The following is a 25,764-nucleotide window of genomic DNA, read 5'->3' as shown; positions in this document are numbered from 1 at the left end:
GACTTCATTCTCCTATTCAGGAAGGAACTATGAGGCGGCAGACGCGACCATTCACCGTGGAAGTCAAACAAAAGCGCAATTATCAAAAATCCGCACGTTCCATCTGGGGCAATTTCGACATCGCCGCGGCGATGGCCGAGACAACAAAGGAAGTCGAGCCGTTAAATCGTCAGCTTGTTGACTCTACCGTAGTGGCCCTTGATGCTGAACCTTTGCACGAACCGCGAGTGGAGCATTTCATGGCCAATCCTCTGGAAACCGAGTCAGCAGTAGTTAGAGAACCGGCAGACAAAACGGAAACGCCAAAACCGAAGGCGAGAGCGCGGCGGTCGAGGAAGCCAGAAGCTGAGGCGAGCTCGCCTGCCCGCAAGAACGGCGCCAAGCCGATATCCGCGGCCACTGAAGCACCGCCGTCAGCGCGAACAGGCCGAAAGAGCTACTCCGCGAAGGATCGTGCCCAGAAGCTGGCGCAGATCGAGACCTCGATCGGCGGCGGCGCTACTCTCAAGAGTGCGGTGAAGCAAGCCGGCATCTCGGAACAGACATATTATCTTTGGAAGAAGGCGGCGGCGCCGGCGGCGGACAGTGACGGGCTGAAGGATCTCGTCGCGCTCGAGGAAGAAAACAAGCGGCTAAAGAGCCTGCTTGCCGATCGTCTCCGCAAGGAGAATGCGGAACTGAAGAAAAGGCTCGGGCTGGATTAAGAAGGGTGGGCAGCTGGTTCTTGGCTCCCCACCTACAGCAATACCGCCTGCTCGGCCTCTCGGCGCAGATTCTGCCTTGGCCTTGGGCCGATCTGCTGGATGACCAGCCCGGCCGCCAGCGAGCCGAGATCGCCGCACTGCTTTAGGCTGCGGCCTTGCGTGTAGCCGTAGAGGAAGCCGGCGGCGTAGAGGTCGCCGGCGCCTGTCGTGTCGACCAGCTCGCGGATCCTGGTGGCTTCGATGGTGACCGTCTCGTCGCCGCGCACGATGACCGAGCCCTTTTCCGAACGGGTGACGGCGGCGATCTTGCAATCCTTGCGGATAAGCGCCAGCGCCTCGTCGAAAGACGCGGTCTGGTAGAGCGACTTGATCTCGTGGCTGTTGGCAAAGACGATGTCGACGGTGCCGGAGCGCATCAGATCGAGGAACTCGTCGCGGTAGCGATCGACGCAGAACGAGTCCGACAATGTCATCGACACTTCGCGCCCGGCGGCATGGGCGAGCTTCGCCGTCTGCCGGATCGCCTCCTTGGCGCGCGGCGGGTCCCACAGATAGCCCTCGAAATAGGTGACCGCCGCGCCCGAGGCCTTGTCGACCTCGACGTCCTCCGGGCCGAGTTCGATGCAGGCGCCGAGATAGGTGTTCATCGAGCGCTCGCCGTCCGGCGTGACGAAGATCATCGAGCGCGCCGTCGGTGGTTCGCCGTCGAGCGGTTTTGTGTCGAAGGCGACGCCCTGCGCGTGGATGTCGTGCGCGTAGATTTCGCCGAGCGCGTCGTTGGAGACTTTGCCGAAGAAGGCGGCGCGACCACCGAAGGAGGCCACGCCCGCCGCCGTGTTGCCGGCGCTGCCGCCCGAGGCTTCGATCGCCGGGCCCATGCGGCTGTAGAGCAGTTCGGCGCGCCTCGTGTCGATCAAATTCATCGCGCCCTTGATGATGCCGTTCGTCTCCAGGAACGCCTCGTCACACTGGGCGATGATGTCGACGATGGCATTCCCGATACAAAGCACGTCATAGTCCGGCATCAATGATGTCTCCCAAAAGCCCACCGGCTTTCAGGCATGCCGGCCGCGGGCGGGTCTGGCCAGTGGGAATGGGCTTTCCGATTGCCAATCCGTTCGGCGCCAGCCCTCACGGGGCGGCAAGTCCTGCCTCGCGACGCAATTCGTCGGCCCTGTCTGTCTTCTCCCAGGTGAAATCAGGCTCTTCACGGCCGAAATGGCCATAGGTCGCGGTGTTGCGGTATATAGGGCGTAAGAGATCAAGCATCTTGATAATGCCCTTCGGTCTGAGATCGAACAACTCAAGAATGAGGCGCTCGATCCTTCTTTCCTCAACCCTCGCTGTCCCGAACGTGTTGACCATGACAGAAACCGGACTGGCCACGCCGATTGCGTAAGCAAGCTGCACCTCGCAGACGTCCGCAAGTCCGCTAGCGACGATATTCTTTGCGACATACCGGGCCGCATAGGCAGCTGAGCGGTCAACCTTGGACGGGTCCTTGCCCGAAAAGGCGCCGCCGCCGTGACGACCCATCCCACCATAGGAATCGACGATGATCTTGCGTCCAGTGAGACCGCAGTCGCCGCGCGGCCCGCCGACTACGAACCTCCCCGTCGGGTTGACCAGAATTCTGATGCCTTCCGTCTCCAGGTGGGTCGGCAGGACAGGCTTTATGATTTCCTCAATGACGCCCTCGCGGACCGTCTCTTGCGAGACCTGCTCGTCATGTTGGGTCGATACGACGATGGTATCCAGGGCGACCGGGCGCAACCCCTCATAGCGCACTGAGACTTGGGATTTGACGTCAGGACGCAACCAGCCAAGCTGTCGTGCTTTCCGGACATCTGCCTGTTGTTTCGTCAAGCGATGAGCGAGCTGGATCGGCAAAGGCATCAGAGTATCGGTTTCGCGGCATGCGTAGCCGAACATGAGGCCCTGATCTCCCGCTCCCTGTTGGAGGTCCTGCCCTCGTCCCTCGTCAACGCCCTGGCTGATGTCGGGCGACTGCTCGGTGAGTGCATGAACGACGGAGCAACGCCGGCCGTCAAAGCCGACGGCCTCGTCGTCGTATCCAATATCGAGAATCGTATCGCGCGCAACTTGGCTATAATCCACCTGCGCATCGCTGGTAATCTCGCCAGCCAGAACGACCATCCCTGATTTTACCAACGCTTCACAGGCGACGCGCGCCTTGGGATCGGTGCGGAGGATGGCATCGAGGATGGCATCCGAGATGTTGTCGGCCAACTTATCCGGGTGTCCCGCGCCAACCGATTCGGAAGAGAACACGAACTGCCTAGCCATGAAATGCCTCGCTTCGGGTGTTGGAGTTGTATGGGGCATTTTGCTTAGCCCACCTTACCTGTCGGTGAGGCCCGGGACCTCGAACGCAGCGCACAGGTCGGCAACGTCTCGTCGCAAGCAGGCATGGAGATCTTCGTCTTCTGGCTCGCCGGAGGACGGAGTCCATGAAGCCAGCAATTTGCACGGTTTCCACATCGCGCAAGCCCATTGACGTCACTGCTGGCGCCCGCAGGCGAATTCCGCTTGTGACCTCAGGATGGCGCGGGTCCCCCGGCACCATATTAAAGTTCGTAATGATGCCTGCCTTCGCTAACCGCTCGGCATAGGCCTTGCCTGATAGTGGTCGATCGCGAAGATCAAGGATCAGCATGTGATTGTCAGTGCCCCCGGTGACCAGGTCATAACCTCGGTCCAGAAGCGCGTGGGCCAGAGGCCGCCAAGCGAGACCGTCCGCAAGTGTCGGGCGGCGCGATGGCGCCGTCGGCGGAGTTGTCCATGGTGGTTTCGCGCTCCAATTGGATCTATTTCACGGTCAAGCATGCGATCCCCTTCGACGGCGCGTCTTGTGCCGCTTCGAGCCGTTGAAGGTCTCGTTTGTGATAGTCATCGCCGTGGGGCAGGAGATCAACCAACAACTGAACCAGCCCGCCGTCCTTACCTGCTGCTTTGAGATGGTACGAGCACCACGGGCGTTGTTCGTTGCAGTAAAGAAAGTCGGCTCTGGCCAGTAGCCGGACGTGTCGTACAACGTGCTCACGACGCAGACCCAGAATCTCCGCTAGCTGGCAGACAGTTAGGTCCGCGTGCGCGCAAAGACCTAGGATTCGAAGGCGATCTAAATGCGCTGCCGTCCGTAGGCGACTGACCAGTGTCAGCATTGGTCAGGACCAAGCCACTTGGAAAGCCTGGGCACTCGTCCTACTGAATTTGTCATTTCGCGTTCTCCACAGATGTTGCGGCTTTCGAACCAAATTATATGGTTGATTGTCCACCGACCGGACAATGTCGGTGGCCGTGAAGATACTGTTTTGAGCCGATATGGCTGTGTCGAACAAACAAGATGGGCGCTCTTCTTGCCATTGCCTTTAGCCGAAATTGCACGCAGTTCGGCGGGTCGGAGAATAAGCGGCGCCACGGTTTGGACCCCACTGACCTCAGACGTTGCAATAAGCCTACCATTCACAGCGAACCGGAGTTGCTAAGAGTCAATGAATTTCCTTGAAGGATCTGTTGCAACGTTTGCCCGGCCCGCTCGTGCTCCCGGTTTGCAGCGGTCAATCTCGAGCAGACTGACCGTGATGCAAAGATGACAAAGAAGGTTGCCTTTCAATCCGATCTTCTTCCGGCGCCAAGGGATACGGCCTGTCCCCTTGTAGTAAAGCGTAGTGAGAAGATTCCATGTGCGGTCAGCTTGATCCTGGATTTTACGCTCGCTGGACTGCTTGATTTTGCGGGGAATGGTGACCCTATTCGTCCAGCACGTCCTCCCAAACGAGCTGAGCTCAAGGAGGCTCATGCCGTCGAATGGTGAGATTTTGCGGGGCTCATCGGCTTTGAAATGTGTCGATCAAGTGCCGCATATCAGCCTCGTAGGCCTTCAGATCGAGGCTTTCGTTGCTGCCCAGACGCACAGTGTCCCGCGCATTCAGGTAATGCTCGACCTGTTTCTTGATGCGGGCAAAGTGGGCGTTGTTGTAGCCTGCGGCATCCATTTCATCCGCGATATTAGCATACGCCCGCAGCAGCCCTGCGGTTGCCTTGTACAGGGCCGCGCGCTGAGGTTCGCGCTCTTTAAGGTCTGACGCGATTTCGGTGTTGCCGCAGAAGAAGTGGATGTATTCCAGTTCTCCTTTCGGCGGCTCCACACGCTCGCAAAGCAGGAAAATGCGTTCCAGGGCTTGATCGAGACGTTCTTTTCCTTTTTTCAGACGGTCCTTGAGCAGCACATCCGGAGCCGGCCCGTCGTCGGAATGATCAAGTTCCGACGTATAGACCGCGATCGCATTCTCAACCTTCTTGAACAGGCCCTTGTAGGCGACGATATAGCCGAAATCCTTGTCCTCGCCGTCAAGCCGATTGGTCCGGCAAATCGCTTGGAACAGGCCGTGGTCCTGCATAGACCTGTCTATGTAGACATAGGTGCAGGGTGGCGCATCGAAAGCTGTGAGCAGCTTGTCGAAGACCACCAGCAGCTTCATGTTCGCCGGCTCCTTGGTGAAAAGAGCCTTGGCCGCCTCCTCGTACACCTCGGTTTTGGACAAACCGCCCATGGCCTCAACGCCCTTCAGCAACTCGGTGTAGGTGTTGTAAATGACCTGCCGGTCGATATCGGTGTTGGCGCCCGTCTCTTCCTTTGTGATGTCCTGCGCATTCGGATTGTACGATGTGATCAGGGCGCACTTGTTGCGGAACGGGGTCTTTTGAAAAAGCTCGAAGTGCTTGCAGGCTTCGTAGATGCTGGAGGCCACGAGAATTGCGTTGCCGCGTTCGCTTGACAGGCGGGGCTTCACGCTGAAATCGAAGACGTGCCGCTGACGACACGATCCATGCGGGATCGCGAGCTGAGCACGTTTTACATCGTGCCCCATTTCTTTTTTAGCTCATCCCTTTGCCAGTCATTCAGGGCCTTGGTTTTGGCATCGAACCACTGATCAATTTGTCCTCTGAACCCAGGCGCTGGTCGATATCGCGTGCTTCATAAAAAACGAGGTCGAGAACGACTTCGTCCTCCACCGCCTCGCTGAATTTGTAGGTGTGGATGATGTATCCCTTGCGCACAAGGTTGCGCCGGAGTTCGGCTTCGGCGTTGCCGCGGAAGAGAACGCCGTGCGGCAGAATGCAGGCGCCCTTAACGGCGCTCTTCAGCGACCGGACGATGTGTAGCAGGTAGGCGTAATCGCCCTGCTTGGCGGGCGGTACGCCGAAACGACTTAAAGCGATCAGCTCATCATGAAGCGGGTCAAGCCCGGTGCTCCAGCGCTTGTCGCTGAAGGGCGGATTGGCCACGACGTAATCAAAGGTCTTGAGCGCATCGCCGTCGCGGAATTTGGGATCGGTGAGGGTGTTGCCCTGCATGATCATCGCGGTGGGTGCGTTGTGCAGGATCATGTTCATGCGCGCGAGACCGCTGGTGGCCGAATCCTTCTCCTGCCCGTAGAGCGTGACATTGGTCCCGGCCTCGTCGGCCAATTTCAGCAGCAGCGATCCCGATCCGCAGGTCGGGTCGTAGACGGTGGTGTCGCCGCTGGTCTTGGCGGACCGAATGCCGATGATCTGCGCCATGATGCGGCTGACTTCGGCGGGGGTGTAGAACTGGCCTTTGCTCTTTCCGCTCTCAGTCGCGAAATGGCGCATCAGATATTCGTCGGCATCGCCGAGAATGTCGTCGCCATCGGCGCTCGTTGCTGCCGAACTGGTAACGTCCGGTCATCAGCACATCCGGGGCCATGTCGCCGGGGCATCGCTGCCCCCATATTCTTCCGCGGCCTTGCGGAATAGCCGCCATAACATCCTTTGGAATATCGCTTCTTTTCATCATCCCCTCAATCACGTACATTCACTGCAACAGGTTCAAGTCGAGCAGCGACCGGGCATACTTTTCGATAAAGCGCCGGGCATGCTTCATCCCGTCTCTGAGTTCCGCTTCGCTAATTTCGTGAGCGCGATGGATGATCCCGTCACGCCGCCCGACCAACGCACTCAGATTGTCGCGGTGGGACAGCCGTTGCGGCGCGTGCAGCACCCCGATCCGTTGCAACGCAGCCTGCAGAGCGCCGAGCGCTTCCCGGGGGCCGAGCGTCTCAGTGCCGTTTTCGCGGAAGGCTGACAGCGCCAAATCTTCCCGCCGCTCAAACAGCCCATAGAGGAACATTTCCACAGCATGCACGGTCGCTATGGCAGCAAGCCGCCGATTATTGGCGCCGCCTTCCAGCTGCAGCTCTTCTGCCTTGCGGAAGAAGTCGCGCGCCATCAGGAGAAAGCCATCGACCTGCGGCAGCATCTCGTTTTGGCGCGCGAGATATTCAAGCACCAAGGCCGCGCCAAAATCCTCTGCCCACGGCTCTGCCTGCCAGCCTCCCAGCACGGTCTGACCGGAGACCAGCCAGGCATCTCCAGCCGCCAGCACGTGGGGCACGTCATCGACAAAATCAGACCGGCGAATAGCCTCCATCGCGAGTGTCGTGGCGATGACCTCGGGATCGTCGTCGCCCGCGTCGCGCGGAAGCGCGCCTGTGTCAGGAATAACTTGTGTGATCAGCCATGACACGGCTTTCCGAATTGCGTCGTGGTAGCGGTCATCGCCAAGCCGCTGAAGGGCGACTGTCGCAAGGGCAGTGGCGCGCAGGCCGGGCCGGGAAACCCCTTCTCTAGTTTCATTCCAGTAGCCCCCACCCTCCTGGCGGCGCACGAGGCGATCAGTCAGGACCGCAATTTCCCGGCGCAGATCGCCGATAAGTTTCGGGCTTCGCGAACAGCGCCAGAGTGCGTAGCCGATATCTTCAACCGGGGCGGCGGCTTCTCCCTCGCCAGTGCCGAGCGCGATCATATGCGTTGCGCATTCGGCCAGCGCGCCGTCAAGGCGCCCCGCTTCCGTCGCGCTGCCGTAAAGGTCCAGGAACCACGCCAGCGAATAAGACCAGTCGGCAGGCAAGTCCTGCCCATTGTGATCCCTTGCGACGACGGCCACGACGGCGTTGCGGCCTTCGGGCGTGCGGGGCTCTATCCCAAGGATCGGGTATAATTCGGGTGTCGGCTGCTGAAGGATACGCGCCGGCACGAGCGACAGTGCTTTCTCCAGCGAGGGAGGAAAATCCTCCAGTTCTTCGGCCAGTTCGGCAGCTTCTCTCCTTCGTCCCTCGCGGCGCGCTTCTACATATTCTGCCGCAACCACGGCAACGGTGCGCTGCGCCCGTTCAGCGGTGCCGGTGGCAATCAGCTCGGCCGGAATGTCACCATCCTTGATCGCCCAGTGCGTACGGTGCTGTTCGAACTGTTGAATGCCCAGCCGGTCCGCAATTCTCAACACCGCTGACCGGTCGAGAAAGGCATGTTCCGGATCGGGCTCGAAGGTGAAGGCCAGTTCGTGTCCGCGCCGAACGATATTGCGTATGCGGCCGTGCCGGACCACGCGCGCGTGCGGGCCTCCCGCCCCGACTTCGTACATCAACAGCGCCGGGATTTCCTCCAGCCGGCGCAATGTTTCAGGGCGCGCGAGGTCGATAGCATCGGCCTCGGCGCCGCTATATTCCTTGAACCGGTCAATGGTTGACGTGAACGGCGGCGTTTCCCACCACTCGCCGTGGCCCGAGACAAGCAAGTTAAACATAGCACACCACCGACCTCACGCCGCCTTCTCCATAGACCACTTCACCCGTTCGGCGAGAAAGGCGGCGAATGATTTCACATTCATATTGCCGCTCGCCTCCTCCAGCCCTGCGAGGTAGGCCTTCCGGTCATCGACTCTGACGACTGTCCAGGGGTAACCGCCTGAAGCCAGCATCGCGTTCATGAGGAACCGCGCCATCCGTCCGTTGCCGTCCGGATAGGGGTGCACATAGCCCACAAGCCAATGCCCCAGCACGGCACGCACGGAGGCCTCCTTCTCCGCCTCCAGCAGGTCGAACAGCTCATTCATACCATCGGCCACCGCTTCGGTACGCGGCGGCACGTGCTGCGAGCCGCGCAGGTACACAGGGTGATTGCGATATCCCGCAAGCGCGCTGGCTTTGAGGATGCCGGCGGTCACTGACGGCGCGAACAGCTCCCGGTACCACTCCCGGTGAGTGTCCCGCGTCAACGCGCCGGCTGGCTTGCCGTTGATGATCGCGGCAACAGAGTCTTTGACCTTCTGGAATGCGAGGTAGTAGCCACGCGCGGCAAGCGCATCCCGGTTCTTGCGGTCCTCTTCATCGATCTCCGGATTCCAGCTCCCCTCGCGCACCCGGTCGATGAGTTCCGGGGTGACGCTGTACCCTTCTATCGACAGCGAATGGTAGGCGTCGCTTTCGTAGATATCCTCGACGAACTTCATATAGGCGGCTTTGTCGGACGGCAGTCCGGGTGCCTTCGGGAATATCTCGATGATGGCTTCGCGCTGCGATTGCCAGATCGCGCGCAGGCGGGCGACCAATGGCGGTACGCCCGCCGCAATGGTTGTGACTCCAATTTGTCCCGCGAACGGATCGGATTCGCGCACGTCATAGCCGGCGGCTTTGAAGGCGGCCACGATTTCATCGGCAAAGGAGTCGCGTCCTACGCGACGGAAGGCCCCCGCAAGCCGTCCCGCCACGGCGGAATGGCCGCCATCAAGCAGCAGGGCCAGAACGGTTGATACGTCGCGCACCGACGCCATGGCGATCTGCATCTCGATAGGGGCGCGCTGGAAGAACGCTTCCGGCACCCGGGTAAGGGCGGCCTCGACAGTGAACACGCGCTGGCCGTTTTTCTCTGTCAGTTCGGCCGGCATCTCCTTGACCTTGAGGTCATAGAGCGAAGTGCCGAACAGCAGGTCGATTTTGTTATTCGTGCCTTTGGGGGTGTTCACCACCACCTGAGGTGGAATAGTGGGCGCTTCCGCGTGCAGAAGCAGCGACTGCTCCGGTGACAGGAACCACTCCTTGCCGAACCGGTCATTGCAGTAAAGGGAGCAGAACTCCCAGAAGCTCGCGTACCAGGGGGTGGTGTCTTGCTGCTGCGCCTGCGGGCCGGTCGACATGAGCCAGCCTTTGATAACATCGCGCAGGAACCCGTTCTGCAGCAGCCGCTCCCGGTGGACGCGGGTCAGCTCATCTGATTTGAATATGCGCCGCCCACCCTCCTGCAGCTCTTTGAGGACGGCCAGTGATACAGCGAGTTTTTCATGGGGCTTGGCCATGGCCGTGCCTTTGCAAGTTTTTAGAGCTGTGCGATTACAAGTATACAGTGCTGATAGGCGACAAGTCAATGATGCTGTGGAGTTGCAAGTTTTTTAAGTCGTGCGATAACAAGTTTTTTATGCGATAATCGGCAAATGCGATCGTTTCCATAGCCGCGCGAAGGATCGTTACCCGGATGGGCCGAGACCCAGCTCCCCCGCAGGCTACGCAGGGGCTCGGGTCGAGCCTAGAGCCTGGCCCTCCGAAGCGCTTCGAAGGAGGACGCGCCTCTTTGAAAAACTCGCCCGTTGTGCATCGTGGGTACCCGTAAACGCGAATTCTCAAAGGAAAGACGCTCCTTACCTCTCCCTCCCGCCCCGATCATCACGGCCGCGCCCGCGCTCACTACGCCGCGACGCCCGCGAGATCGCTGCACGCATCTGATCGGCCACCAGACCGGGTGCAGATGAAGGATGTCCGTGACGCTGTCGTGTGTTTGCACCGTCACCGCAGTGACGGCAAGGCAGCTGCGCACGCCCATGGAGGAGAGCGTCTCGATATCGCGCGCGATTCCGGCACCCCCACTGGAGTCCGATCCGCCGACGACAAGTACATGCGATGCCTGCCTCAGCGCCCTTTCATCCGTTAGAATGAGCGTTCGAAACGCAGGATTCCGCCGACACTGCTCTTCTTGTTGGCGTTGGTCCAATTCATGTTGGAAGCGCCGTCCACCTTGCCGACGGCGAAGTTACCGTATCGGCCATAGTCGAGTTCCGCCGTAACTGTGAAATCTGGAAGAAACGCATAGGCGACGTTTGCAGCGACACCATGGTTCTTGAGCTGATCACCGGAGAGCTGAAGGTTGAACGAAGTTGTCTCGTTGAGCTTGTAAGTGGCGCCAGCCCAGAAAGCCCAGTTCCCGCCCCAACTCTTATAGAAGCCGCGACCATGAGCGTCGATGGCGTTCGCGGAGTCGTCGTTGAGCTTGCCGTTGGAACCGTAGCCGAGCATTCCGAACAGCAACAGTTCGTTGGTGACATTGATGTCGACACGGACCTTGGCGGCCACCGATTCGTAGTTGCTATCATAAGCGGCAACGCCGGTGATCGCGCCCCAGCCATGTGTGTATTTCAAGCCGCCGACTACGTGCGGTGCGTAGCTGTCGATTGTGCCGACCACGCCCGAGCCTTCTTCGAGCGAAACCACGGCCGAAAAGCCGTTCCCGGCGTCGAAGTAGTACTGAACCACATTGGTATCGAAAGCGCCGTACGGAACCGGCGTCTGGTTGAGTACGTCACCCGCGCCGCCGATAAACATGTCGAAGGCCGACCAGTCCTTACCAACTCGGAGGCCACCAAGCTGAATCCAGGCGAAAGTCAAGGTGCTGTCTCCGTTGAAGGCATAGGACCGAGAACTGTCCGAAACCGAAGTGTGGCGGTTGCCGAAGTTCATGCGGGTTTCGGTGTAGGTCTTCAACGTGCCGAGTTCGGTCTCCTGGCCGGTCCAAGTTTTCAATGTGAAGCGCGTGTTGTTTTGCCATGTGCCCTGATGCTCACCAGTCCTCACATCCCAGGTTCTTGCGTGATCAACCAATCCGACATGGCCCAAGCCGACGTCGTAACGGACATAGCCGCCGATGCGCACGCAGGTCTCAGTGCCTGAAATGTAGACGTAGCCCGAGCCGTAGACGTCGCAGACTTTAACGTACTCAGTCGGGTCAGGCTCGGCAACGGCGGTCACGGCGCGAGCGTCGGAAACGGCAATCAGTGCCGCAGTTGAGCCGAGGAGGAGGCTCCTAATGTTCATTGTTGATCTCCGTTCAAAGAGTAAAAGGAATGGACGTCAGTGATGAACTCTTGCTAAGGAAACAGTCGATAACGATGCGCATTGAGTTGAATTTGAGCAGTTTGATGCGCTCGTCACGCCAGATATTCATCAGAAATTGAGAATATGATTGGGCGTTATTGTTACAAATATGCGATTGTTATTACAAATATAATAATCGCCGAAACGACGCCATCCAACATTTCTGTACAAATCATCCCCGTCATCTCCGCTAGTTGTGGGCGGGCCGTCACAAAGGCTTCTACTGCAAATGACGTGCCATCCTGACGACGCAGCTGCGGCTTGAAGCTCAAGTGTGCCGGCGGACCTTGGTTCGCTCTTCCTTCCTTTTTGCCTTGCGGATCAACCCAAGCACGAACGGCAAACGTTTCGGCTACGGTTCGTCTGTTCGCTTCGCGACAGTTTCGTTCAATGGCGACAGCTTTGTTTGCTGTGAGCCCCGACGTTGAGACATCATGCGGCGGCACCGCTCGGTACGACGCCGTCATTTTGGCGAGCGCGATGATCGGTAATCACGCGCTGACGCGCAGCCTTGCCTCCACCACGGAGTCAGTAGGCGCGCCGGCCTTGGCATTGCGGCCGACCTGACGGTCGCGTCGAGCAGCCTCTCGTCCTGATAGACGGCGCGCCACAGCTAATGCTTCTTGCCAGCAATTCACACAACGAGCTCATCGAGATGCCAGAGATCACTATGGGCTGCGCTAGCTGGCGAGCAAAGTCTGGTCCCAACGCCGTGTTATCTCGTTGGATGCGGCAGCCGCGCTCAGCAGAATCTACTCGACCAGGCGCAGGCTGAAGGGAAGGGATGGTGGAACCAAACGGTGCGCGTGAGGGTCGCGGCGGGAACAGCCATGGCCAGTCGCTGACCGTCCAGCCAAGACTGAACGGCCGCTATTGCTGAGAAATACAAGTTTCGAGCCCAAAGCGGAACGGACTGACATAGCGCAAAGACACAGGCGAGCGCAGCGGTAAGGTTGGCGGTTATCAGCATGGGACGGTAACTGTTGCAGATCACAAAATATCGCGAGGCCGGCCTGCCTTGGTACACTATCTATCCGACTGTGTCAGAGTTCTCTGGGGCGGTCGGCGCCGAGGCTTATGAGGAATGGCTCAGGAACCTGCCGGCTGACGATCCGGTGTCGCTCTATTTCCACGTTCCGTTCTGCCGATCAGCTTGCTGGTATTGTGGCTTCCCCACCACCATCACCCGCCATGATGCGCCGATCCTCAACTATCTGGCGGCCCTGCGTGACGAGATCCGTTTGGTCTCGGAGCGAGCGCCGCAGACGCTGCCCGTGAGCGACATGCATTTCGGCGGCGGAACGCCGTCTCTCATAGGACCAGCCGAGTTCCTGGCTCTGATGGAGTTCCTGCGACGCCGCTTCGCTCTCACGAAAACAGCTAGGGTTGCCGTCGAGATTGATCCGCGCACGTTCACGGCCGAGATGGCCGAGGCCTTAGGAGCAGCCGGCGTGAACCGTGTGAGTCTCGGCGTGCAGAGCTTCGATCCCATTGTTCAAAAAGCAATCAACCGGGTTCAGAGTGAGGCGCAGACGTCGGCTGCCGTGGAAATGCTGCGCCGGCATGGAGTAAGCCGCATCAACTTCGACCTCATCTTCGGTCTCCCGCATCAAACGGTCCAGTCCTGCGTCGAGACCGCGAGGGCGGCGGTCGCAATGCGCCCCGACCGGCTTGCGGTGTTCGGCTATGCGCACATCCCGTCGCTTATAAAGAATCAGCGCCTCATCGAGGAGGCAGTTCTTCCGGGCAGCGCTGCCCGCGCCGAACAGTATGCGGCCGTGGCCGCGACGCTGATTGCCGCCGGCTACCGCGAGATCGGGCTCGACCATTTCGCCTTGCCGGACGACGAGCTCGCGCTGGCACAGAAAACGGGTCGCCTGCGGCGTAACTCGCTGGGCTACTCGGCCACCACCTGCAGAACCCTGATCGGTTTCGGCGCGTCGGCTATCGGCCGCGTCGGCGAGGGGTACGTCCAAAACGAAGTTACACGGGATTCCTACATCCAGCACATCGCAGCTGGCCGTCTGGCGACGTCAAAGGGCTATCCCCTCACCGACGACGACCGCGTGCGAGCCGCAATTATCGAGCGACTAATGTGCGATCTCGAGGCCGATGTGCAGGCAATCTGTGCCGCCCACGGATCTGATCCGATCCGTCTTCTCGATTCAGCTGAACGCTTGGCGATGCTGGCCGAGGACGGGATAGTGGACTTCGAAAACGGTTTTGTCCGCGTACGGCGGGAGCATCGCTTTGTAATTCGCGCTGTCGCTGCCGCGTTCGATGCTTTTCTCGATCGGGATGGCCGTAAGCATAGCCACAGGTGAGGGCAAGCATCCAACCGGAAGCTAAACTCGACGCCCTCGGCCGAGGCCTGTCATGAAGCGCGCGTCAAGGATGCGAAAAGCAGAGCTGATCCGCCTATTTCATCTCATCTTCAATGACATCGACCTCGTGGCTGCCACCGAGGCGTTTCCATATTGATCGTGGTAGGTGCGGGGCATCTGGGTGTTTCGCCGTCAGCGCATGAATATCCCCGCCATGTGATCGGTCAGGAAATCGCGGTGGCTGCAATCAGCCCGTCCATCGATGACAGACCGCGGCCACGCCGCTTCGCGAGGCCCGTCAGGTCGCCCCAGGCCAGGGCAACCAGTTCGTCCACGGGCAGGACTCTCGGCTCGAAGCGCTGCGGCAGGTCCCGGGCGAGCCATCCGGCCAGTGCGTCACGTTTCCGACCTTTGTCCATGAGGGCAGCGCCGCGCCGGATCTCGGCGATCGACACAACGCTGATAAATGAGCGGTCTTCATCGAGCCCGTCATCCATTCCAGCACGCGCGCGTCAGGGCTCGGCCTCGTCACCTCGGAGAGGCCATTAGTGTCGAGCAAGAGCCTCACAATGGCAGACCATGCGGTTCATCGCGTAGCCGCTCGATGTCCAGTTCGGCGTTGCGCAGCGGCGATGCGCAGCGAGTGCCCAGAAAACAGCAGTCAGCTCCCCTTCCGGAAGATCGGAGCGGACGCCACGCAAAAAGCGCCAAATCCTTGGTGCCGGCGGTCTGTGTGTTTGCGCGCTGGCGGCTTTGGTGTACTCCTGTGCCGTTTCGACGACGCTTCCAGCCGGACCGGCAGGGGAGGAGGCTTTGGCGGCGCGGCCGGCACACGGCCCACCTCGAGGACGAGATCGACGATGTCGGGCAGATCCTCGGTCGCCTCACAAATCGGTGAGGTCGTCGGGACACCGTCTTCCACTTTTGTTGATCAGCCGCCTTCCTGGCCATGTTCCGAGACAATAAGGCGCCCGTGCGCCGCCGCCTCGATTAACCCAAGACGCGCAAGGATCTTTTGCCGGAGACAACGAGGTCACCATCCTGCGGTGCCGCGTTGCGTCACAGTCGGCATGAGATGTGCAAAGTGGACCGTCGTCAAACGTCAAACAGAGGCGTTGGTGACTGGACTCAACGACCAGAACGGGCTGCTTGCGCCCTTTCGGACTTCACAAAGTTCGAAAATGGCGTCGTTTCAGGGCATAATCGCCGCTTGTCAAAATGTTTGCGACAAGTCCGGTGAAAGCCTACCGAGTATCTTGTGCTTGGGGGCGGTTAGTTCCGATAAACTATGCGGCATACACATGTTAATCTATTTGATTTACGGGCCGACCTGCAGCGGCAAAACAGACGCGGCAATCCAAATTGCACGAGAGACCGGATGGCCGGTCATTGCGCTGGATCGTGTACAATGCTGTCCTCAAATCGCCACCGGCAGCGGGCGTCCCTCGGATTCCGAACTGCAATCTACCCAGCGGATCTACTTGGATTCGCGCCCGCTAACCGCGGGCATCATCGACGCCGAGACCGCCCATCGTAAGCTGATAATGCAAGTGGATGAGCGTAGTTCCCAGCCGGGGCTCATCCTCGAAGGCGGTTCGATCTCCCTTCTCAATTTAATGGCGCGAAGTCAGCATTGGGATGGCGCTTTTCGGTGGCATGTAAGGCGGTTGCGGCTCGGCAACTCGGACGCCTTTCTGGAGAGAGCCAAGCGTCGGGTCACAGACATGTTTGTCACAAGAGAAGGACAACCTTCATTGCTGCAGGAACTTGCGGATCAGTGGAAGGAAGATGCAGTCCGTCCCACTTTGGAAGACGTTGACGGATATCGTTGCGCCATTCATTTTGCGAGAGAGCACAGCTTGGCAATCAGCGAAATGCCGTGCCTTCGCAAAGAGCTCCAACAAGATCTTGTAGAGGCGATTGCGAGAGAATATCTCGAATATGCGCGTTGGCAAGAACGCGACTTTCCAGAATGGCAAACTGAGTGAGCAAGCCTCCCCGGACCTCGCCTGCGGTGCGGGCACGGTAGCTCCTGAGAATTGCGCTAAGTGGTTTGCTGAAGCAAGCTAGTGCCAGGCGACATTAGGTCCGTGTGGCAGCGGAAGGATTGCTTTCGCCACGGTGACTGCGGAGGAGGCGACATGGCTGCACTGCTCATTTCAGGCATGGGACGGAATGTACTGATGACAAAGTGCTGCGCGGTTCGTAGCGACCGCTACCGTGGCTGACTCGCGAACTACTATCCGCCAGCCCAGTCTGTGGCGTCGTCTCGGCTTTCATCGCCACCGCCTTCGCCCAGGAAATGCCCGAGGCCGCAAGCGTCGCCTTGGCAGTGCGGCACCCGGCAAGATGGGCGGTCATCGGCCCTCTGATCGACGGGGAGCACCGTGCTTTCGTCCTGGGCGAGGTTGAGCGAGATGCCAACATGACGCTTCATCAATTGACGGCGGCACTGGCTGAACGTGGTCTCCTGCGAGCGTCGGTCGCTTCCTGCACCGCGAGGGCAAGAGCTTCAAGAAAACCGTTCTGCCGGCCGAGCAGCTCAAGCCAAAGCTGATGCGCCGGCGTGCGCAATGGATGCGCTATCAGACCCGCATTGACCCTACGCGCCTGGTCTCCCTGGATGAAACATGGGTCAAGACCAACATGGCGCCGTTGCGCGGCTGGGGTGTGCGCGGCAAGCGGCTGATGGCCCACGCACCATATGGCCATTGGAAGACGATGACCTTCATCACCGCGCTGCGGCATGATCGGGTGGAGGCGCCTTGGGTCATTGACGGACCCATCAATACCCAGGCCTTTCGCGTCTATGTCGAAACCGAACTCAACAAAACACTGAAGCCGGGCGACATCGTCATTCTCGACAATCCCGGTTCTCACGAGGGCCAAGCCGTCCGCGACATCGTCAGGGCTGCTGGCGCAAGGCGGGTCAAGCCCGCGAGAGCGGCAATTTTGTTCCGGCTATCACCCTCTCGTCGAGAACGGCGTGACGGAAGCGATAAAGTTGCGCCGGCCGGCCGCCGGTTTCCGCGGTTGTCTCACCGGTCTCCTCGACCAGCTCCTGCTGCTCGATCAGCCGGCGAAAGTTCGGCTTACGCACGAGCCTGCCGGCAAGCGCCTCCACGGTGCGCTGCAGCTGCAAAAGCGTGAAGACCGGCGGCATCAGTTCGAATACGACCGGCCGGTATTTGATCTTGGAGCGCAGCCGCGCAATGCCGGTCGCCAGGATGCGACGATGATCGGCGATCATCGATCTGCCCGACACCGAGGTGGGCGCAGCGGAATGTCCGGCGCGTATTGCTTCCTCCACCAGGGCGGCTTCGTAAAGCAGCTCATAACGTTGAAGCGCGAGTTCCTCGTTCCAATGGCGGTCGTCAAAGCCGAAGGCGATCGCCGCCCGCCGTCGTCGGTCGAGGCGTGTCGTACCGTCGTCAGTGCCATCCGCCCATTCCATCAGGCGCGGCCGCAATTCGTCCAACACGACCGCCGGTGTGCCGGAGCGGTGATCCTCCCACGGGAAATAGTCGTACCAGCTTCCCCAGTGTCGCCCGGCCGGGTCGCCAGCTTCGTCTTGGTGGGTGAGCGCCAGATAGCTGATAGAGACCACGCGGTCGTCAGCGCCAACCCTGTCGCGATCGGCGAAGGTGTAGAGCTGTTCGATATAGCCGAGCGGCTGGCCGGTCTGTTGTTCCACCCATCCCCTAAGGCCCGACTGCAGCGAACGGTGAGCAAGCTCGAACGGGCCGGAGGGCAGGGCGTTTGCCTGCGGGATGGTCAGAACGCAGGGGGCGCTGCTGTCCATGGCGACCACAACGGCGATCAAGTCCGCATTGACGTCGTTGGCCTTGCCTCCAGCTCCGCCTTTCCTAATCCCTTTTGCGCGATCGTCCATGGTCCCCGACGTCGTTGAGCAGAGCCCTGCCGCCTAGGCGGCTGAACCGATTGAATTCCGTTTTTGTCTGATAATTGTCGGCGCGTCAACACCACCCGTCGTGGCGATTTTAGCTCTTCGCAGGTGCACAAAAAGTGCCAACGCGACATCCGTGCTTGGGGAAGGAGGCCCCTTGAGTGCGCCGATTCAAAGCTCGTCGATCGACATTGCGACGTTGTGCTCGTCGGCGACAGCGCGGCATGGTTCTCCACGGCTTGGCGTCGACGCTGGGCGTGACGCTGGAGATGATGATCATGCACGGTCAGGCCTGCCCCGTGGCCTGGAGCCGGCGCAAATGGTCGTCGACCCGCCGTTCGGTTCCTTTTGAAGAAACCCGGAGCAGGCTTTCCGCAATGCCTAATAAAGCCCTTCCAGTGCGCCCGCGCCAGCATCATCGCACTCTCGCTCCAACACAACCTATACGAGTCAGTAAATCGACTCGCCGGCACTATTGTTTCAGGGGAAATGAATCTAGTTTCAAAGGGTTCGGCCGATAGGCCGGGCACAGCTGCGGTCTTCACGGCCTTTTTGACATAAACGCGTCGCCCGATTGAAATTATCTTGACGGTAGCGCAGTGCGCCATCCATGCCAGTCGAGATGATCATGGGCAAATATCGAGACCATCGCGAGCCACGCCGGCATCGCTATGACGATGACCCCGTTTCCTTTTCGGAACGGACTTCCGAGCCAAGCTATTTTCAGCGCCCGCCGACCGTGACGGCAGATCCTGTCGATGCGGAGGTATTGTGGTTCACAGTCAGCAAGGGTTTTGGCTTCGTCAAACTGTCGGACGGCACGGAGGCCTATCTGCACGTGCGAGTGTTAGAGGCGGCCGGAAGCCGGGATGTTGCCGCGGGAACGCCTCTCAAGATCACGGTCGAAAAAAGTCCAAAAGGTCATCAAGTCGCGCAGGTGCTGGAGATCGGCGATCACCGCGCGAAAACTCCGTCACATACGCGCGTCGCTGGAGGGACCTTCGTTGAAACCGGTGCGCAGCTGGAGAGCGGGGGCACGGTCAAGTGGTACAAACCCGAAAAGGGCTTCGGCTTCATTGCTCCTGACAACGGTGAGAAGGACGTCTTCGTTCATGCCAGCGCCCTGACGCGCTCAGGGCTCAGCGTGCTGGTGGCGGGACAGAAGGTGTTTGTCGAATGCGGGCAAGGCAAGAAAGGCTGGGAAGTCCGGAGCATTCGCCTTGCCTAGACGGCGATGCATTGCTCGCCTCGAAGGAGATGCCGGAGAGCGTCGGGCGGCCGCCCGAGCCCGCGTAGCAGAAACCGACATTGTCGAAGCGCAGCACGCCGTCGGTGACGACGAGATCCCTGGCGCCCGCCGCGTCCTCGATGTCAAGTTCGGCGTCGAGCAACTCGAACAGCCGCGTGCCGCAGGTCGAGGCGCGCGCGAACGAGTTGACCATCAATCCGAGCTGGCGCACCGGCATCTGTAGAATGGTCATGAAGGTGAGCAACAGGGCCAGCGTGCCGACGCTGATTTGACCTGCGATCACTTTCTGGCCACCGAACCAGAGCACCAGGCCCATGGCGGTCAGGAACGAGAAATTCATGGCGCTGGTGTTGCCGACACGGATGTCAACGCGCTCATTGGCGAGATCAAGGCGCGTCCTGCTTGGCGCGGTCGAACTTTTCCAGCTCGTGCGGCTGCGCGGCGAAGGCACGCACGACACGGATGCCGCCGAGATTCTCATCCATCCACCCGGATCTTTAACGATCGCTGATGCCCAGATATGGGAAGGTCAGGCTTCAATGACGGGGAAGGTGAAGGATTGACTGGTCGGGTTTCCGGGCCGAGCTTGTCGGCCGCTCAATCGAAAGCGTCATTTGAGGCGCTTCTTCTCCCGCGTGTAACTGGAAGACACGCTCGTCCAGTTCCTTGTCTGCTTCCGTGAGACGATGATTGAGGCGAAGGTAGTCGGTCCAGGTCGGCGTTCGGAACGTTTCTGTCCACTGCATAGGCTTCTGAAGGTTGCGCTGGAGCGTCCAGTTCCGAGCACCGACGCGGCTGTGTACATGACGCCGCTGCCGCATGAGGTCGAGGAAGGCCTCGACATTTCTCTCGGCTATCAGATATTCGATCTTGACCACGATCGGGCCGCTTCTCGGCTTCAAACTGAGAGCGACAGCTGGGGCGTCGAATTCCTCCAAAGGATCGGGCTCGGACTCGCGGCGCTCGCGAAGAGGAAACAGAACGCCGGCTGCAGCAACGAGCAGCAGGGCCGCAGCGGAACCCTCGAGCGCCCAGGTCAGCGAATGGTTCTGGGAAACCGTGCCCCATACCCAGCTGCCGACCGCGATGCCGCCGTCTATCAATGCGTAGTAGATCGAGATTGTGCGACCCACGACCCAGCGCGGGCTCGCCAGCTGCACGCTCACGCCAACCCCCGACCAGGCGGTGACCCAACCGGCGCCGCCCAGGGCGAGTGCAATTGCCGCCACAGCGATCGAAGAGGTCAGAGCCAGGGAGAGGGAGCACGCCGCGCAGGCGAGGCAGGAGAGCCTCATCAGCCTTTCTTGCGACAAGCTCCGTCTGAACAGGCTGTTGGAGAGGCCGGCGAAGACCGCGCCTGTTCCGAAACCTGCCATGAGCGTGCCATAGGCGAGCGGGCCTCCTCCCAACTGGTCGCGGACAATCAGCGGCAGCAGCGCGAGTATGGCGATGCTCGCCAGGCCAAAGAGGGTTCCGCGTGCGATCGCCGCTTTGATTTCCGATGACATCGCCGTGAAGCGCAGCCCGTCATAGATGGCCCTCCTCATCGACTCGCGCGGAAGAGGCGACGAGCGGACCTTCCACTTGCAGCGCCATATGGTGGCCAAGGGTACCAAATAGGTGAGGGTGGTCACGGTAAAAGCGGCCAAAAGCCCGAAGGAGGCAACCACGATGCCGCCGAGCGCCGGGCCCACGGTCCGTACGGTGTTGAAGCCAACGGAAAGCAGGGTAACGGCAGCGGGAACATCGCGCCGGTCCACCATATCGCCAACCGACGCCTGCCAGGCGGGATCGTTGAGAGCGCCGCCGCATGCGATTAAAAAGCTGAAGCCGAGAATCATCCATGGGTCGAGAAAGCCCAGCGCTACAACAGCGGTCAGCATCGCAGATGCTATCACCATAAGGCAGCGGCCCGCGAACATAACCCTGCGACGGCTGAAATTGTCAGCGAGAACCCCGGCGAACACGGACAAAATGAAAGCGGGCAGGTTCGATGAAGCCTGCACCAGCGCAACCATCAGATCGGAAGTCGAGATGGTAGCCATCAGCCAACTGATGGCAACAGTCTGCATCAACCAGCCGAGGCTCGAGACTTGCGTGGCGAGCCAGATCGAACGAAAGGTGGGCTGCAAAAGTGGCGCAAAGGTCGTTGGTGCAGCCAAATCATCATTTGATCCAGCCACCCTACTCATTTTGCCAACCTTTGCTTTGCGTTATTGCCGTTTCCCATGTAATCTAGGCTGAACCGTGGCGGCTAGAAGAATAGAGAGAAACTGTTTGCCTTGCGGCACAGTTCCTCGTGATTAAGGGTTGCGGCCGAGACGCATGCCCGAGCCGGCTCACCCCGCCTTCGAAGACATCACGGGGTGGAGCCCGGATTCTTGCTTGTCGTTTGACGCAGCATGCTTCATCAACGGGCACTTTGCCCAGCGATGCCTTTTCGCGAAACGCGACGATGTTCTTTCGTCGGAAACTCTCTCCAACGGCGTTCAATGCGCTGAGTCTGGCTTGGGGCGAGGTGAGGGCTTGCAGATCTTAGACAGGATTGATTCCTGATAATCGCAGACGGTTGCCGGGCCGCGATCGAAGAGGCGCGCGCCTTGCTGCTTCAGCTTGAACAAAAGTCTGACGCGCTCACACATGCCATCGACGACTTTCTGCTCGATCTGATGAGGCTGGCTTTCATTGTTGAATGTTATGGACGCGGCTTTGAACTTTTGGCGCGAACGCTTGCCCGTAGAAGACTGGCAAAGGTCAGGCTTTTGTCGGGGGCGGTGAACTCCGCCAGGGGAGAAATGACACCCAAAGCCGGATGGCTGAAGCGACGGTCGCCCCGCGTTGCGCACAGTGACGAAGGTAACGGTACGGCTCTTCGGCAGCTGGCGCATCCTCATGGTAGCGTCTGGCCGTTCCCTCTGATGCCTCGGCCTCCCACACCTATCCGAACAGGCCCGATCCTGGAGGGTCCTCGAAGCGGGCATGAGGGCGATAGGCCGCGTGGTTGGGGTACCAAGCGTAGGCGCGGTATTGGGCTGGAAATTGGCGATGCGCGACGAAGAAGTCCGAGATCAACTCGTGCAATGGCAATTCCTAACACCGTGGACGTGTTGGAGCAGCCTCATCCTCCTAGTCAGGAACGTCATCAAGGTTATAGGATTGATGCGCGGCGAACCCTCGGAACTCAGGATCATGTTGACATCGCTGTTCGACAGAGCCGACTTGGCGCAAGGAAGCCACATCGTTTCGGAATTGCTTATCGCATGGTCTATCGTCGGCCTAGTCAAACCCTTGGCGCGGCGAGGAAGCGGCGGTCGTCGGCGTGATGCATGAGGGGAGTCGGCCGCGCCTCACCATAGGCGAAATGCAGGAACCAAAGGAAAGGACCACCTGCATGGAATTGCGAACCGCGTCCTCGGCGTCTGAGCCGCGACCCTTGCCAAGGATCATTCAACCCGCGACGTAGAGCTTCAAGCCAGCCTTGGACATGCGAACCGCGCTACCATCGTTGCAGAGGAGCCGTCCACCAGATGGTTCCATTTGTAGTCCGCACGCCTTTAGTCGACATAGCGGACTGGCTCTGGCCACCGGCAAGGTTGAAGAGTGTTCCGTTGTTGCAGTCGTACTTGGCCTACGTGAACCAGATGCCTGAGCACGCGGTCGCGTTTCAGGGTTGATCTACTCGTAAAAAGGAATTGTCTTAGGCGGAAGGCCGCACTTAATACCACTATCCTATTGGCGCCCCATCGGGTTCCCGGATTGAGCAAGTCCGGATCACTATTTTATGCCGCTGCCAGCGTTGTGTCCGCCATGTGCACGCGCGCTGCCGCTGCCAGCAGGTCGGTCTGGGTGATCAGCCCAATAATGCGTCGCTCGGCATCGACGATGACCACGGCATGGCTGCGGCCGTCGGTGAGGACCGGCAGCAGGCTCATCGCCGGCGTATCGGGAGAGGCGGTGCCAGCCTTCGACATCACAGCCCTCACCGCGTCGGTCGCCTTCGTCAGCTCGCGCAGGCCAACTACACCGACCAGCCCGCCGTCGGCGTCGGTCACCGGCAGCGTCCGGATGTTGTGATCGAGCAGCAAATGACGCGCCTGGTCGGCAGGCGCATGTTCATCGACCGAAATCACATCGCGCGACATGATGTCCTCGCACAGCAGGGTGCGGTGGGAGCGCACCATCGCCTGCAACTCGACCTGCCGCAGCAGCCGCTCAAGATCGTTGCGGTCGATATCGAAGGTTTCCTCCAGCGCGCCGAGCGCGGCATCGATATCCTCGGGCTGGAAGCCGACCCGCTCCCGCGCCGGCGGATCGATGGTTCCATGCGCGCTTTTAAGGGCGGGGGCCGCCACATGTGGATAGTTGCGCCGCGACAGTTTATGGATGCCGTAGCCGAGTGCGACCAGCACGATCGAGTTCAGCGCTACCGGAACGAAGGGAAACAGCAAGCCGGAACTGAAGACGGCCGGTCCGCCGAACACCGCAGTTAAGGCGGCGGCGCCACCCGGCGGATGCAGGCAGCGCGTAAACGACATGGCGGCGATGGCCAGCGCCACCGCAATGCCGGTAGCAAGAACGGGTTCACGCACGAAATGCGCCACGATCACCCCGACCAGCGCCGAAATCGTATTGCCACCGATAATCGACCAAGGTTGCGCCAGCGGGCTTGAAGGCACGGCAAAGAGCAGCACGGCCGATGCTCCCATTGGAGCAACTAGCAGTGCGACATGTGGGCCAGACCCGTTCGCCAGCGCACTGATCACGCCAGTCAATGCGATGCCGATCATGGCCCCGATGCAGGCGAGCAGCCGCTCGCGCAGCGTTGCACCGGCAAGGATCGGAACAAAGAGACGAAACGCCATGGCATACCCTTGGGCGAGTGGTCGGAACTCCGCGCTCCGCAATGCAGGCAAAGCCACAGATTTGGAAGTTAAGCCAATTCGGAAAGTCGGCTCACGGGGGAATACTTTTGCGCGAAACGGCCATTGCCAAATGGGTGCAGACATTTTGATCGGCTAGAGAAGGCAGACGGCACGCTGATCCGCTCGAGCGCAGCTAGAGGCCAAGGGCTGCCGTGCCGCGGGCAGCCGGAAATGGGGATGGTCGGAGGTCGAGCTGGGATGGACACTAAGGAATTCAGAGGCTTCGAAAAGCGTGCTGACAATGTGGCATGGCAAGACAAATCAGGCCCTTGTCGCTCCACTTCCGAGGCGAACTCCAGCGGAGTACAGCTTCTAGCGGTGCTTGGTCTGCCTGTCCTTGCCACCATCGGATTCGTTGGCGTCATGCTGAAACGTCCACCTGTAGCCGCTGAGAAGACGACTGCCGCCAGTGCCGTCGTGGAACCGCTATATGACGGCGGCTTGGTTACAGAGCCGGCTCGTGTCGATCGGGCGGGGGAGCCTGATGTGACGTACATGGTCCAGAAAGTGGCCAATGAAGGTGCTGGCATCGTCAACGTGATCAGGTCACGTAATAGCGGTAATACAACCGCGACCACGAGCCTCTCAGGCGTTCGATGAGGCGGGAAAATCCGATCACCAGACCAAACGCGTTTCCGCCACACTGCCACACACGAAACCGATCAGGTCACGTTCCAGGCTCGCCAGAAGATTGGAGCCAAGGCCACCTCGGCTGAACTCTGCCATGCCGCGGCCGCCACCTCTTCCAGCCGCGGTAGAAAACGTGGGTCAGCAGCGCCGGCATGGGCGAGCAACTCCCAAATCGCGAGCAGCGCCATCGACACCGCAAGCGGCCGCATATGTCGGCCGATGAAGCGGAAGGCCGGCGGTGCGATGGAAGCGCCGTGCGACAGCCTATCCCGACCTGCAATCGTGATCAGGCTGATCGTGGGGTCTCCGGACGCCAGCGTTGCAGATAGTTTTCGGCAATCGTGAGCAGGCCGTGGATCACCAATTCGGTCAGGCCGACCACGATCATGGCCGAAAGAACGAGTTCAAATTGAAAGAGCTGACGACCATAGGCCATCAGGTAATCGGAGCCCATCGAACGATGCGATGAGTTCTACCGCAACCAGGGTCTGCCAGCCGTTGGCAAGGCCTTCTCGCAGCCCTGTAAAGATCCACGGCACGGCGGAAGGCAGCACGATCATCGTGAGTTTCGACCAGCGGCTGAACGAAAGGACACGGCCAGACCCGTCTCACGACGACGCCGTTGCGCTTCGCCGCCATCAACTGGGTAGAGGACTTGCACCTCCAAGCTGTCGATCATGCTCGGCACACAAAAAGGGCGGCATTGCTGCCGCCCTTTCCGCTGTAGGTTGATAGGGGGCTGGATTAGAAATCCATACCGCCCATGCCGCCCATGCCACCGCCGGGCATACCAGCCGGCATGCCGCCGCCAGCCGACTCCTTCTTCGGAGCCTCGGCGATCATAGCTTCGGTGGTGACCAGCAGGCCGGCGACCGAGGCCGCGTCCTGCAGAGCCGTGCGCACAACCTTGACCGGATCGACGATACCCATGGCGATCATGTCGCCATATTCGCCGGTCTGGGCGTTGTAGCCGAAGGTCGCGCCCTTGTTCTCGAGGATCT

21 protein-coding genes and 6 pseudogenes are annotated in these 25,764 nt (G+C 60.0%); 8 read left to right on the top strand and 19 right to left on the bottom strand.

Annotated features, from left to right (window positions below):
- The first annotated feature begins 29 nt into the window (after positions 1–29).
- Positions 30–704, top strand: a complete 675-nt coding sequence (locus NKJ94_RS29730; protein ID WP_352530308.1) for a transposase — start codon at positions 30–32, stop codon at positions 702–704.
- Between the two features lie 32 nt (positions 705–736).
- Here NKJ94_RS29730 and NKJ94_RS29725 read toward each other — a convergent pair whose 3' ends face one another.
- From NKJ94_RS29725 to NKJ94_RS29680, 10 genes and pseudogenes are all read right to left on the bottom strand, one after another.
- On the bottom strand, positions 737–1,729 hold the full coding sequence (locus tag NKJ94_RS29725; RefSeq protein WP_352530306.1) for an adenosine kinase: 993 nt from the start codon (positions 1,727–1,729) through the stop codon (positions 737–739).
- Between the two features lie 106 nt (positions 1,730–1,835).
- Complete coding sequence (metK, locus tag NKJ94_RS29720) at positions 1,836–3,011, bottom strand: methionine adenosyltransferase (RefSeq protein ID WP_352530304.1); 1,176 nt, start codon at positions 3,009–3,011, stop codon at positions 1,836–1,838.
- Positions 3,012–3,065: 54 nt separating this feature from the next.
- A pseudogene (gene glyA / locus NKJ94_RS29715) lies at positions 3,066–3,447 on the bottom strand (serine hydroxymethyltransferase); the annotation flags it as partial.
- A gap of 1,108 nt (positions 3,448–4,555) precedes the next feature.
- Positions 4,556–5,599, bottom strand: coding sequence for a type I restriction enzyme subunit R domain-containing protein (locus NKJ94_RS29710; RefSeq protein WP_352530302.1), 1,044 nt, complete (start codon positions 5,597–5,599; stop codon positions 4,556–4,558).
- Between the two features lie 31 nt (positions 5,600–5,630).
- On the bottom strand, positions 5,631–6,392 hold the full coding sequence (locus NKJ94_RS29705; RefSeq protein ID WP_352530330.1) for an HsdM family class I SAM-dependent methyltransferase: 762 nt from the start codon (positions 6,390–6,392) through the stop codon (positions 5,631–5,633).
- 175 nt (positions 6,393–6,567) lie between these two features.
- Positions 6,568–8,337 (bottom strand): prenyltransferase/squalene oxidase repeat-containing protein, encoded by a 1,770-nt coding sequence (locus tag NKJ94_RS29700; protein WP_352530300.1) that lies wholly within the window; start codon positions 8,335–8,337, stop codon positions 6,568–6,570.
- A 15-nt stretch (positions 8,338–8,352) separates the two neighbouring features.
- Complete coding sequence (locus NKJ94_RS29695; RefSeq protein ID WP_352530298.1) at positions 8,353–9,885, bottom strand: Fic family protein; 1,533 nt, start codon at positions 9,883–9,885, stop codon at positions 8,353–8,355.
- Between the two features lie 402 nt (positions 9,886–10,287).
- Positions 10,288–10,496: pseudogene (locus NKJ94_RS29690) on the bottom strand (bifunctional hydroxymethylpyrimidine kinase/phosphomethylpyrimidine kinase); the annotation flags it as partial.
- Positions 10,497–10,510: 14 nt separating this feature from the next.
- Positions 10,511–11,671, bottom strand: a complete 1,161-nt coding sequence (locus NKJ94_RS29685; RefSeq protein WP_352530296.1) for a porin — start codon at positions 11,669–11,671, stop codon at positions 10,511–10,513.
- 161 nt (positions 11,672–11,832) lie between these two features.
- Positions 11,833–12,198 (bottom strand): hypothetical protein, encoded by a 366-nt coding sequence (locus NKJ94_RS29680; RefSeq protein WP_352474850.1) that lies wholly within the window; start codon positions 12,196–12,198, stop codon positions 11,833–11,835.
- Positions 12,199–12,714: 516 nt separating this feature from the next.
- Between NKJ94_RS29680 and hemN the strand changes: the two genes are divergently transcribed.
- Positions 12,715–14,055 carry an oxygen-independent coproporphyrinogen III oxidase gene (hemN, locus tag NKJ94_RS29675; RefSeq protein WP_352530294.1) on the top strand — a complete coding sequence of 447 codons (1,341 nt, stop codon included), beginning with the start codon at positions 12,715–12,717 and terminating at the stop codon, positions 14,053–14,055.
- Between the two features lie 227 nt (positions 14,056–14,282).
- On the opposite strand, the pseudogene NKJ94_RS29670 reads toward hemN, so the two are convergent.
- A pseudogene (locus tag NKJ94_RS29670) lies at positions 14,283–14,623 on the bottom strand (PIN domain-containing protein); the annotation flags it as partial.
- Between the two features lie 733 nt (positions 14,624–15,356).
- Between NKJ94_RS29670 and NKJ94_RS29665 the strand changes: the two are divergent.
- Both NKJ94_RS29665 and NKJ94_RS29660 read left to right on the top strand, forming a co-directional pair.
- Positions 15,357–16,043 (top strand): isopentenyl transferase family protein, encoded by a 687-nt coding sequence (locus NKJ94_RS29665; RefSeq protein ID WP_352474847.1) that lies wholly within the window; start codon positions 15,357–15,359, stop codon positions 16,041–16,043.
- Positions 16,044–16,611: 568 nt separating this feature from the next.
- A pseudogene (locus NKJ94_RS29660) lies at positions 16,612–16,911 on the top strand (transposase); the annotation flags it as partial.
- A 73-nt stretch (positions 16,912–16,984) separates the two neighbouring features.
- Here NKJ94_RS29660 and NKJ94_RS29655 read toward each other — a convergent pair.
- Positions 16,985–17,947, bottom strand: a complete 963-nt coding sequence (locus tag NKJ94_RS29655) for an NUDIX hydrolase (protein ID WP_352469024.1) — start codon at positions 17,945–17,947, stop codon at positions 16,985–16,987.
- A gap of 147 nt (positions 17,948–18,094) precedes the next feature.
- Here NKJ94_RS29655 and NKJ94_RS29650 point away from each other — a divergent pair.
- Together NKJ94_RS29650 and NKJ94_RS29645 are read left to right on the top strand one after the other, a co-directional pair.
- Positions 18,095–18,311 (top strand): annotated as a pseudogene (locus NKJ94_RS29650) (3-methyl-2-oxobutanoate hydroxymethyltransferase); the annotation flags it as partial.
- 261 nt (positions 18,312–18,572) lie between these two features.
- Entirely contained in the window at positions 18,573–19,190 is a 618-nt protein-coding gene (locus tag NKJ94_RS29645) for a cold-shock protein (protein WP_352458545.1), read from the top strand.
- On the opposite strand, the pseudogene NKJ94_RS29640 reads toward NKJ94_RS29645, so the two are convergent.
- Positions 19,165–19,696, bottom strand: a pseudogene (locus tag NKJ94_RS29640) (ABC transporter transmembrane domain-containing protein); the annotation flags it as partial. The gene NKJ94_RS29645 and the pseudogene NKJ94_RS29640 overlap by 26 nt on opposite strands.
- Positions 19,697–19,747: 51 nt before the next feature.
- Positions 19,748–21,403, bottom strand: a complete 1,656-nt coding sequence (locus NKJ94_RS29635; protein ID WP_352530292.1) for an MFS transporter — start codon at positions 21,401–21,403, stop codon at positions 19,748–19,750.
- Between the two features lie 853 nt (positions 21,404–22,256).
- On the opposite strand from NKJ94_RS29635, the gene NKJ94_RS29630 reads away from it, so the two are divergent.
- Positions 22,257–22,541 carry a hypothetical protein gene (locus NKJ94_RS29630; protein WP_352530290.1) on the top strand — a complete coding sequence of 95 codons (285 nt, stop codon included), beginning with the start codon at positions 22,257–22,259 and terminating at the stop codon, positions 22,539–22,541.
- Between the two features lie 449 nt (positions 22,542–22,990).
- On the opposite strand, the gene NKJ94_RS29625 is transcribed toward NKJ94_RS29630, so the two are convergent.
- Entirely contained in the window at positions 22,991–24,073 is a 1,083-nt protein-coding gene (locus NKJ94_RS29625) for an HPP family protein (protein WP_352452638.1), read from the bottom strand.
- A 258-nt stretch (positions 24,074–24,331) separates the two neighbouring features.
- Between NKJ94_RS29625 and NKJ94_RS29620 the strand changes: the two genes are divergently transcribed.
- Positions 24,332–24,733 carry a hypothetical protein gene (locus NKJ94_RS29620; protein ID WP_352452639.1) on the top strand — a complete coding sequence of 134 codons (402 nt, stop codon included), beginning with the start codon at positions 24,332–24,334 and terminating at the stop codon, positions 24,731–24,733.
- A gap of 62 nt (positions 24,734–24,795) precedes the next feature.
- On the opposite strand, the gene NKJ94_RS29615 is transcribed toward NKJ94_RS29620, so the two are convergent.
- The 4 genes from NKJ94_RS29615 to NKJ94_RS29600 form a co-directional block, all read right to left on the bottom strand.
- On the bottom strand, positions 24,796–24,951 hold the full coding sequence (locus NKJ94_RS29615) for a hypothetical protein (protein ID WP_352452640.1): 156 nt from the start codon (positions 24,949–24,951) through the stop codon (positions 24,796–24,798).
- 98 nt (positions 24,952–25,049) lie between these two features.
- Positions 25,050–25,217, bottom strand: coding sequence for a hypothetical protein (locus NKJ94_RS29610; protein WP_352452641.1), 168 nt, complete (start codon positions 25,215–25,217; stop codon positions 25,050–25,052).
- Positions 25,168–25,323 carry a hypothetical protein gene (locus NKJ94_RS29605; protein ID WP_352503077.1) on the bottom strand — a complete coding sequence of 52 codons (156 nt, stop codon included), beginning with the start codon at positions 25,321–25,323 and terminating at the stop codon, positions 25,168–25,170. Before NKJ94_RS29605 ends, NKJ94_RS29610 begins: the two co-directional genes overlap by 50 nt.
- A 184-nt stretch (positions 25,324–25,507) precedes the next feature.
- A partial coding sequence (locus NKJ94_RS29600) for a TCP-1/cpn60 chaperonin family protein (RefSeq protein ID WP_352530288.1) occupies positions 25,508–25,764 on the bottom strand: 257 nt, incomplete at its 5' end.

The sequence above is a fragment of the Mesorhizobium sp. M0060 genome, assembly GCF_040323155.1.
Classification (GTDB): domain Bacteria; phylum Pseudomonadota; class Alphaproteobacteria; order Rhizobiales; family Rhizobiaceae; genus Mesorhizobium.
Note: the sequence above shows the minus strand (reverse complement) of the source record. Positions and strands in the feature narration are given on the sequence as shown.

Coding starts and splice junctions, on each gene's coding strand:
- NKJ94_RS29610 (WP_352452641.1), bottom strand. CDS start 25,217: ATGGGCTCCGATTACCTGATGGCCTATGGTCGTCAGCTCTTTCAATTT.
- NKJ94_RS29625 (WP_352452638.1), bottom strand. CDS start 24,073: ATGGCGTTTCGTCTCTTTGTTCCGATCCTTGCCGGTGCAACGCTGCGC.
- NKJ94_RS29700 (WP_352530300.1), bottom strand. CDS start 8,337: ATGTTTAACTTGCTTGTCTCGGGCCACGGCGAGTGGTGGGAAACGCCG.
- NKJ94_RS29685 (WP_352530296.1), bottom strand. CDS start 11,671: ATGAACATTAGGAGCCTCCTCCTCGGCTCAACTGCGGCACTGATTGCC.
- NKJ94_RS29635 (WP_352530292.1), bottom strand. CDS start 21,403: ATGAGTAGGGTGGCTGGATCAAATGATGATTTGGCTGCACCAACGACC.
- NKJ94_RS29605 (WP_352503077.1), bottom strand. CDS start 25,323: ATGATCGTGCTGCCTTCCGCCGTGCCGTGGATCTTTACAGGGCTGCGA.
- NKJ94_RS29695 (WP_352530298.1), bottom strand. CDS start 9,885: ATGGCCAAGCCCCATGAAAAACTCGCTGTATCACTGGCCGTCCTCAAA.
- NKJ94_RS29655 (WP_352469024.1), bottom strand. CDS start 17,947: ATGGACGATCGCGCAAAAGGGATTAGGAAAGGCGGAGCTGGAGGCAAG.
- NKJ94_RS29710 (WP_352530302.1), bottom strand. CDS start 5,599: ATGGGGCACGATGTAAAACGTGCTCAGCTCGCGATCCCGCATGGATCG.
- NKJ94_RS29730 (WP_352530308.1), top strand. CDS start 30: ATGAGGCGGCAGACGCGACCATTCACCGTGGAAGTCAAACAAAAGCGC.
- NKJ94_RS29645 (WP_352458545.1), top strand. CDS start 18,573: ATGCCAGTCGAGATGATCATGGGCAAATATCGAGACCATCGCGAGCCA.
- NKJ94_RS29725 (WP_352530306.1), bottom strand. CDS start 1,729: ATGCCGGACTATGACGTGCTTTGTATCGGGAATGCCATCGTCGACATC.
- NKJ94_RS29630 (WP_352530290.1), top strand. CDS start 22,257: ATGCGCGACGAAGAAGTCCGAGATCAACTCGTGCAATGGCAATTCCTA.
- NKJ94_RS29680 (WP_352474850.1), bottom strand. CDS start 12,198: ATGACGGCGTCGTACCGAGCGGTGCCGCCGCATGATGTCTCAACGTCG.
- NKJ94_RS29615 (WP_352452640.1), bottom strand. CDS start 24,951: ATGGCGCTGCTCGCGATTTGGGAGTTGCTCGCCCATGCCGGCGCTGCT.
- NKJ94_RS29620 (WP_352452639.1), top strand. CDS start 24,332: ATGGACACTAAGGAATTCAGAGGCTTCGAAAAGCGTGCTGACAATGTG.
- NKJ94_RS29665 (WP_352474847.1), top strand. CDS start 15,357: ATGTTAATCTATTTGATTTACGGGCCGACCTGCAGCGGCAAAACAGAC.
- metK (WP_352530304.1), bottom strand. CDS start 3,011: ATGGCTAGGCAGTTCGTGTTCTCTTCCGAATCGGTTGGCGCGGGACAC.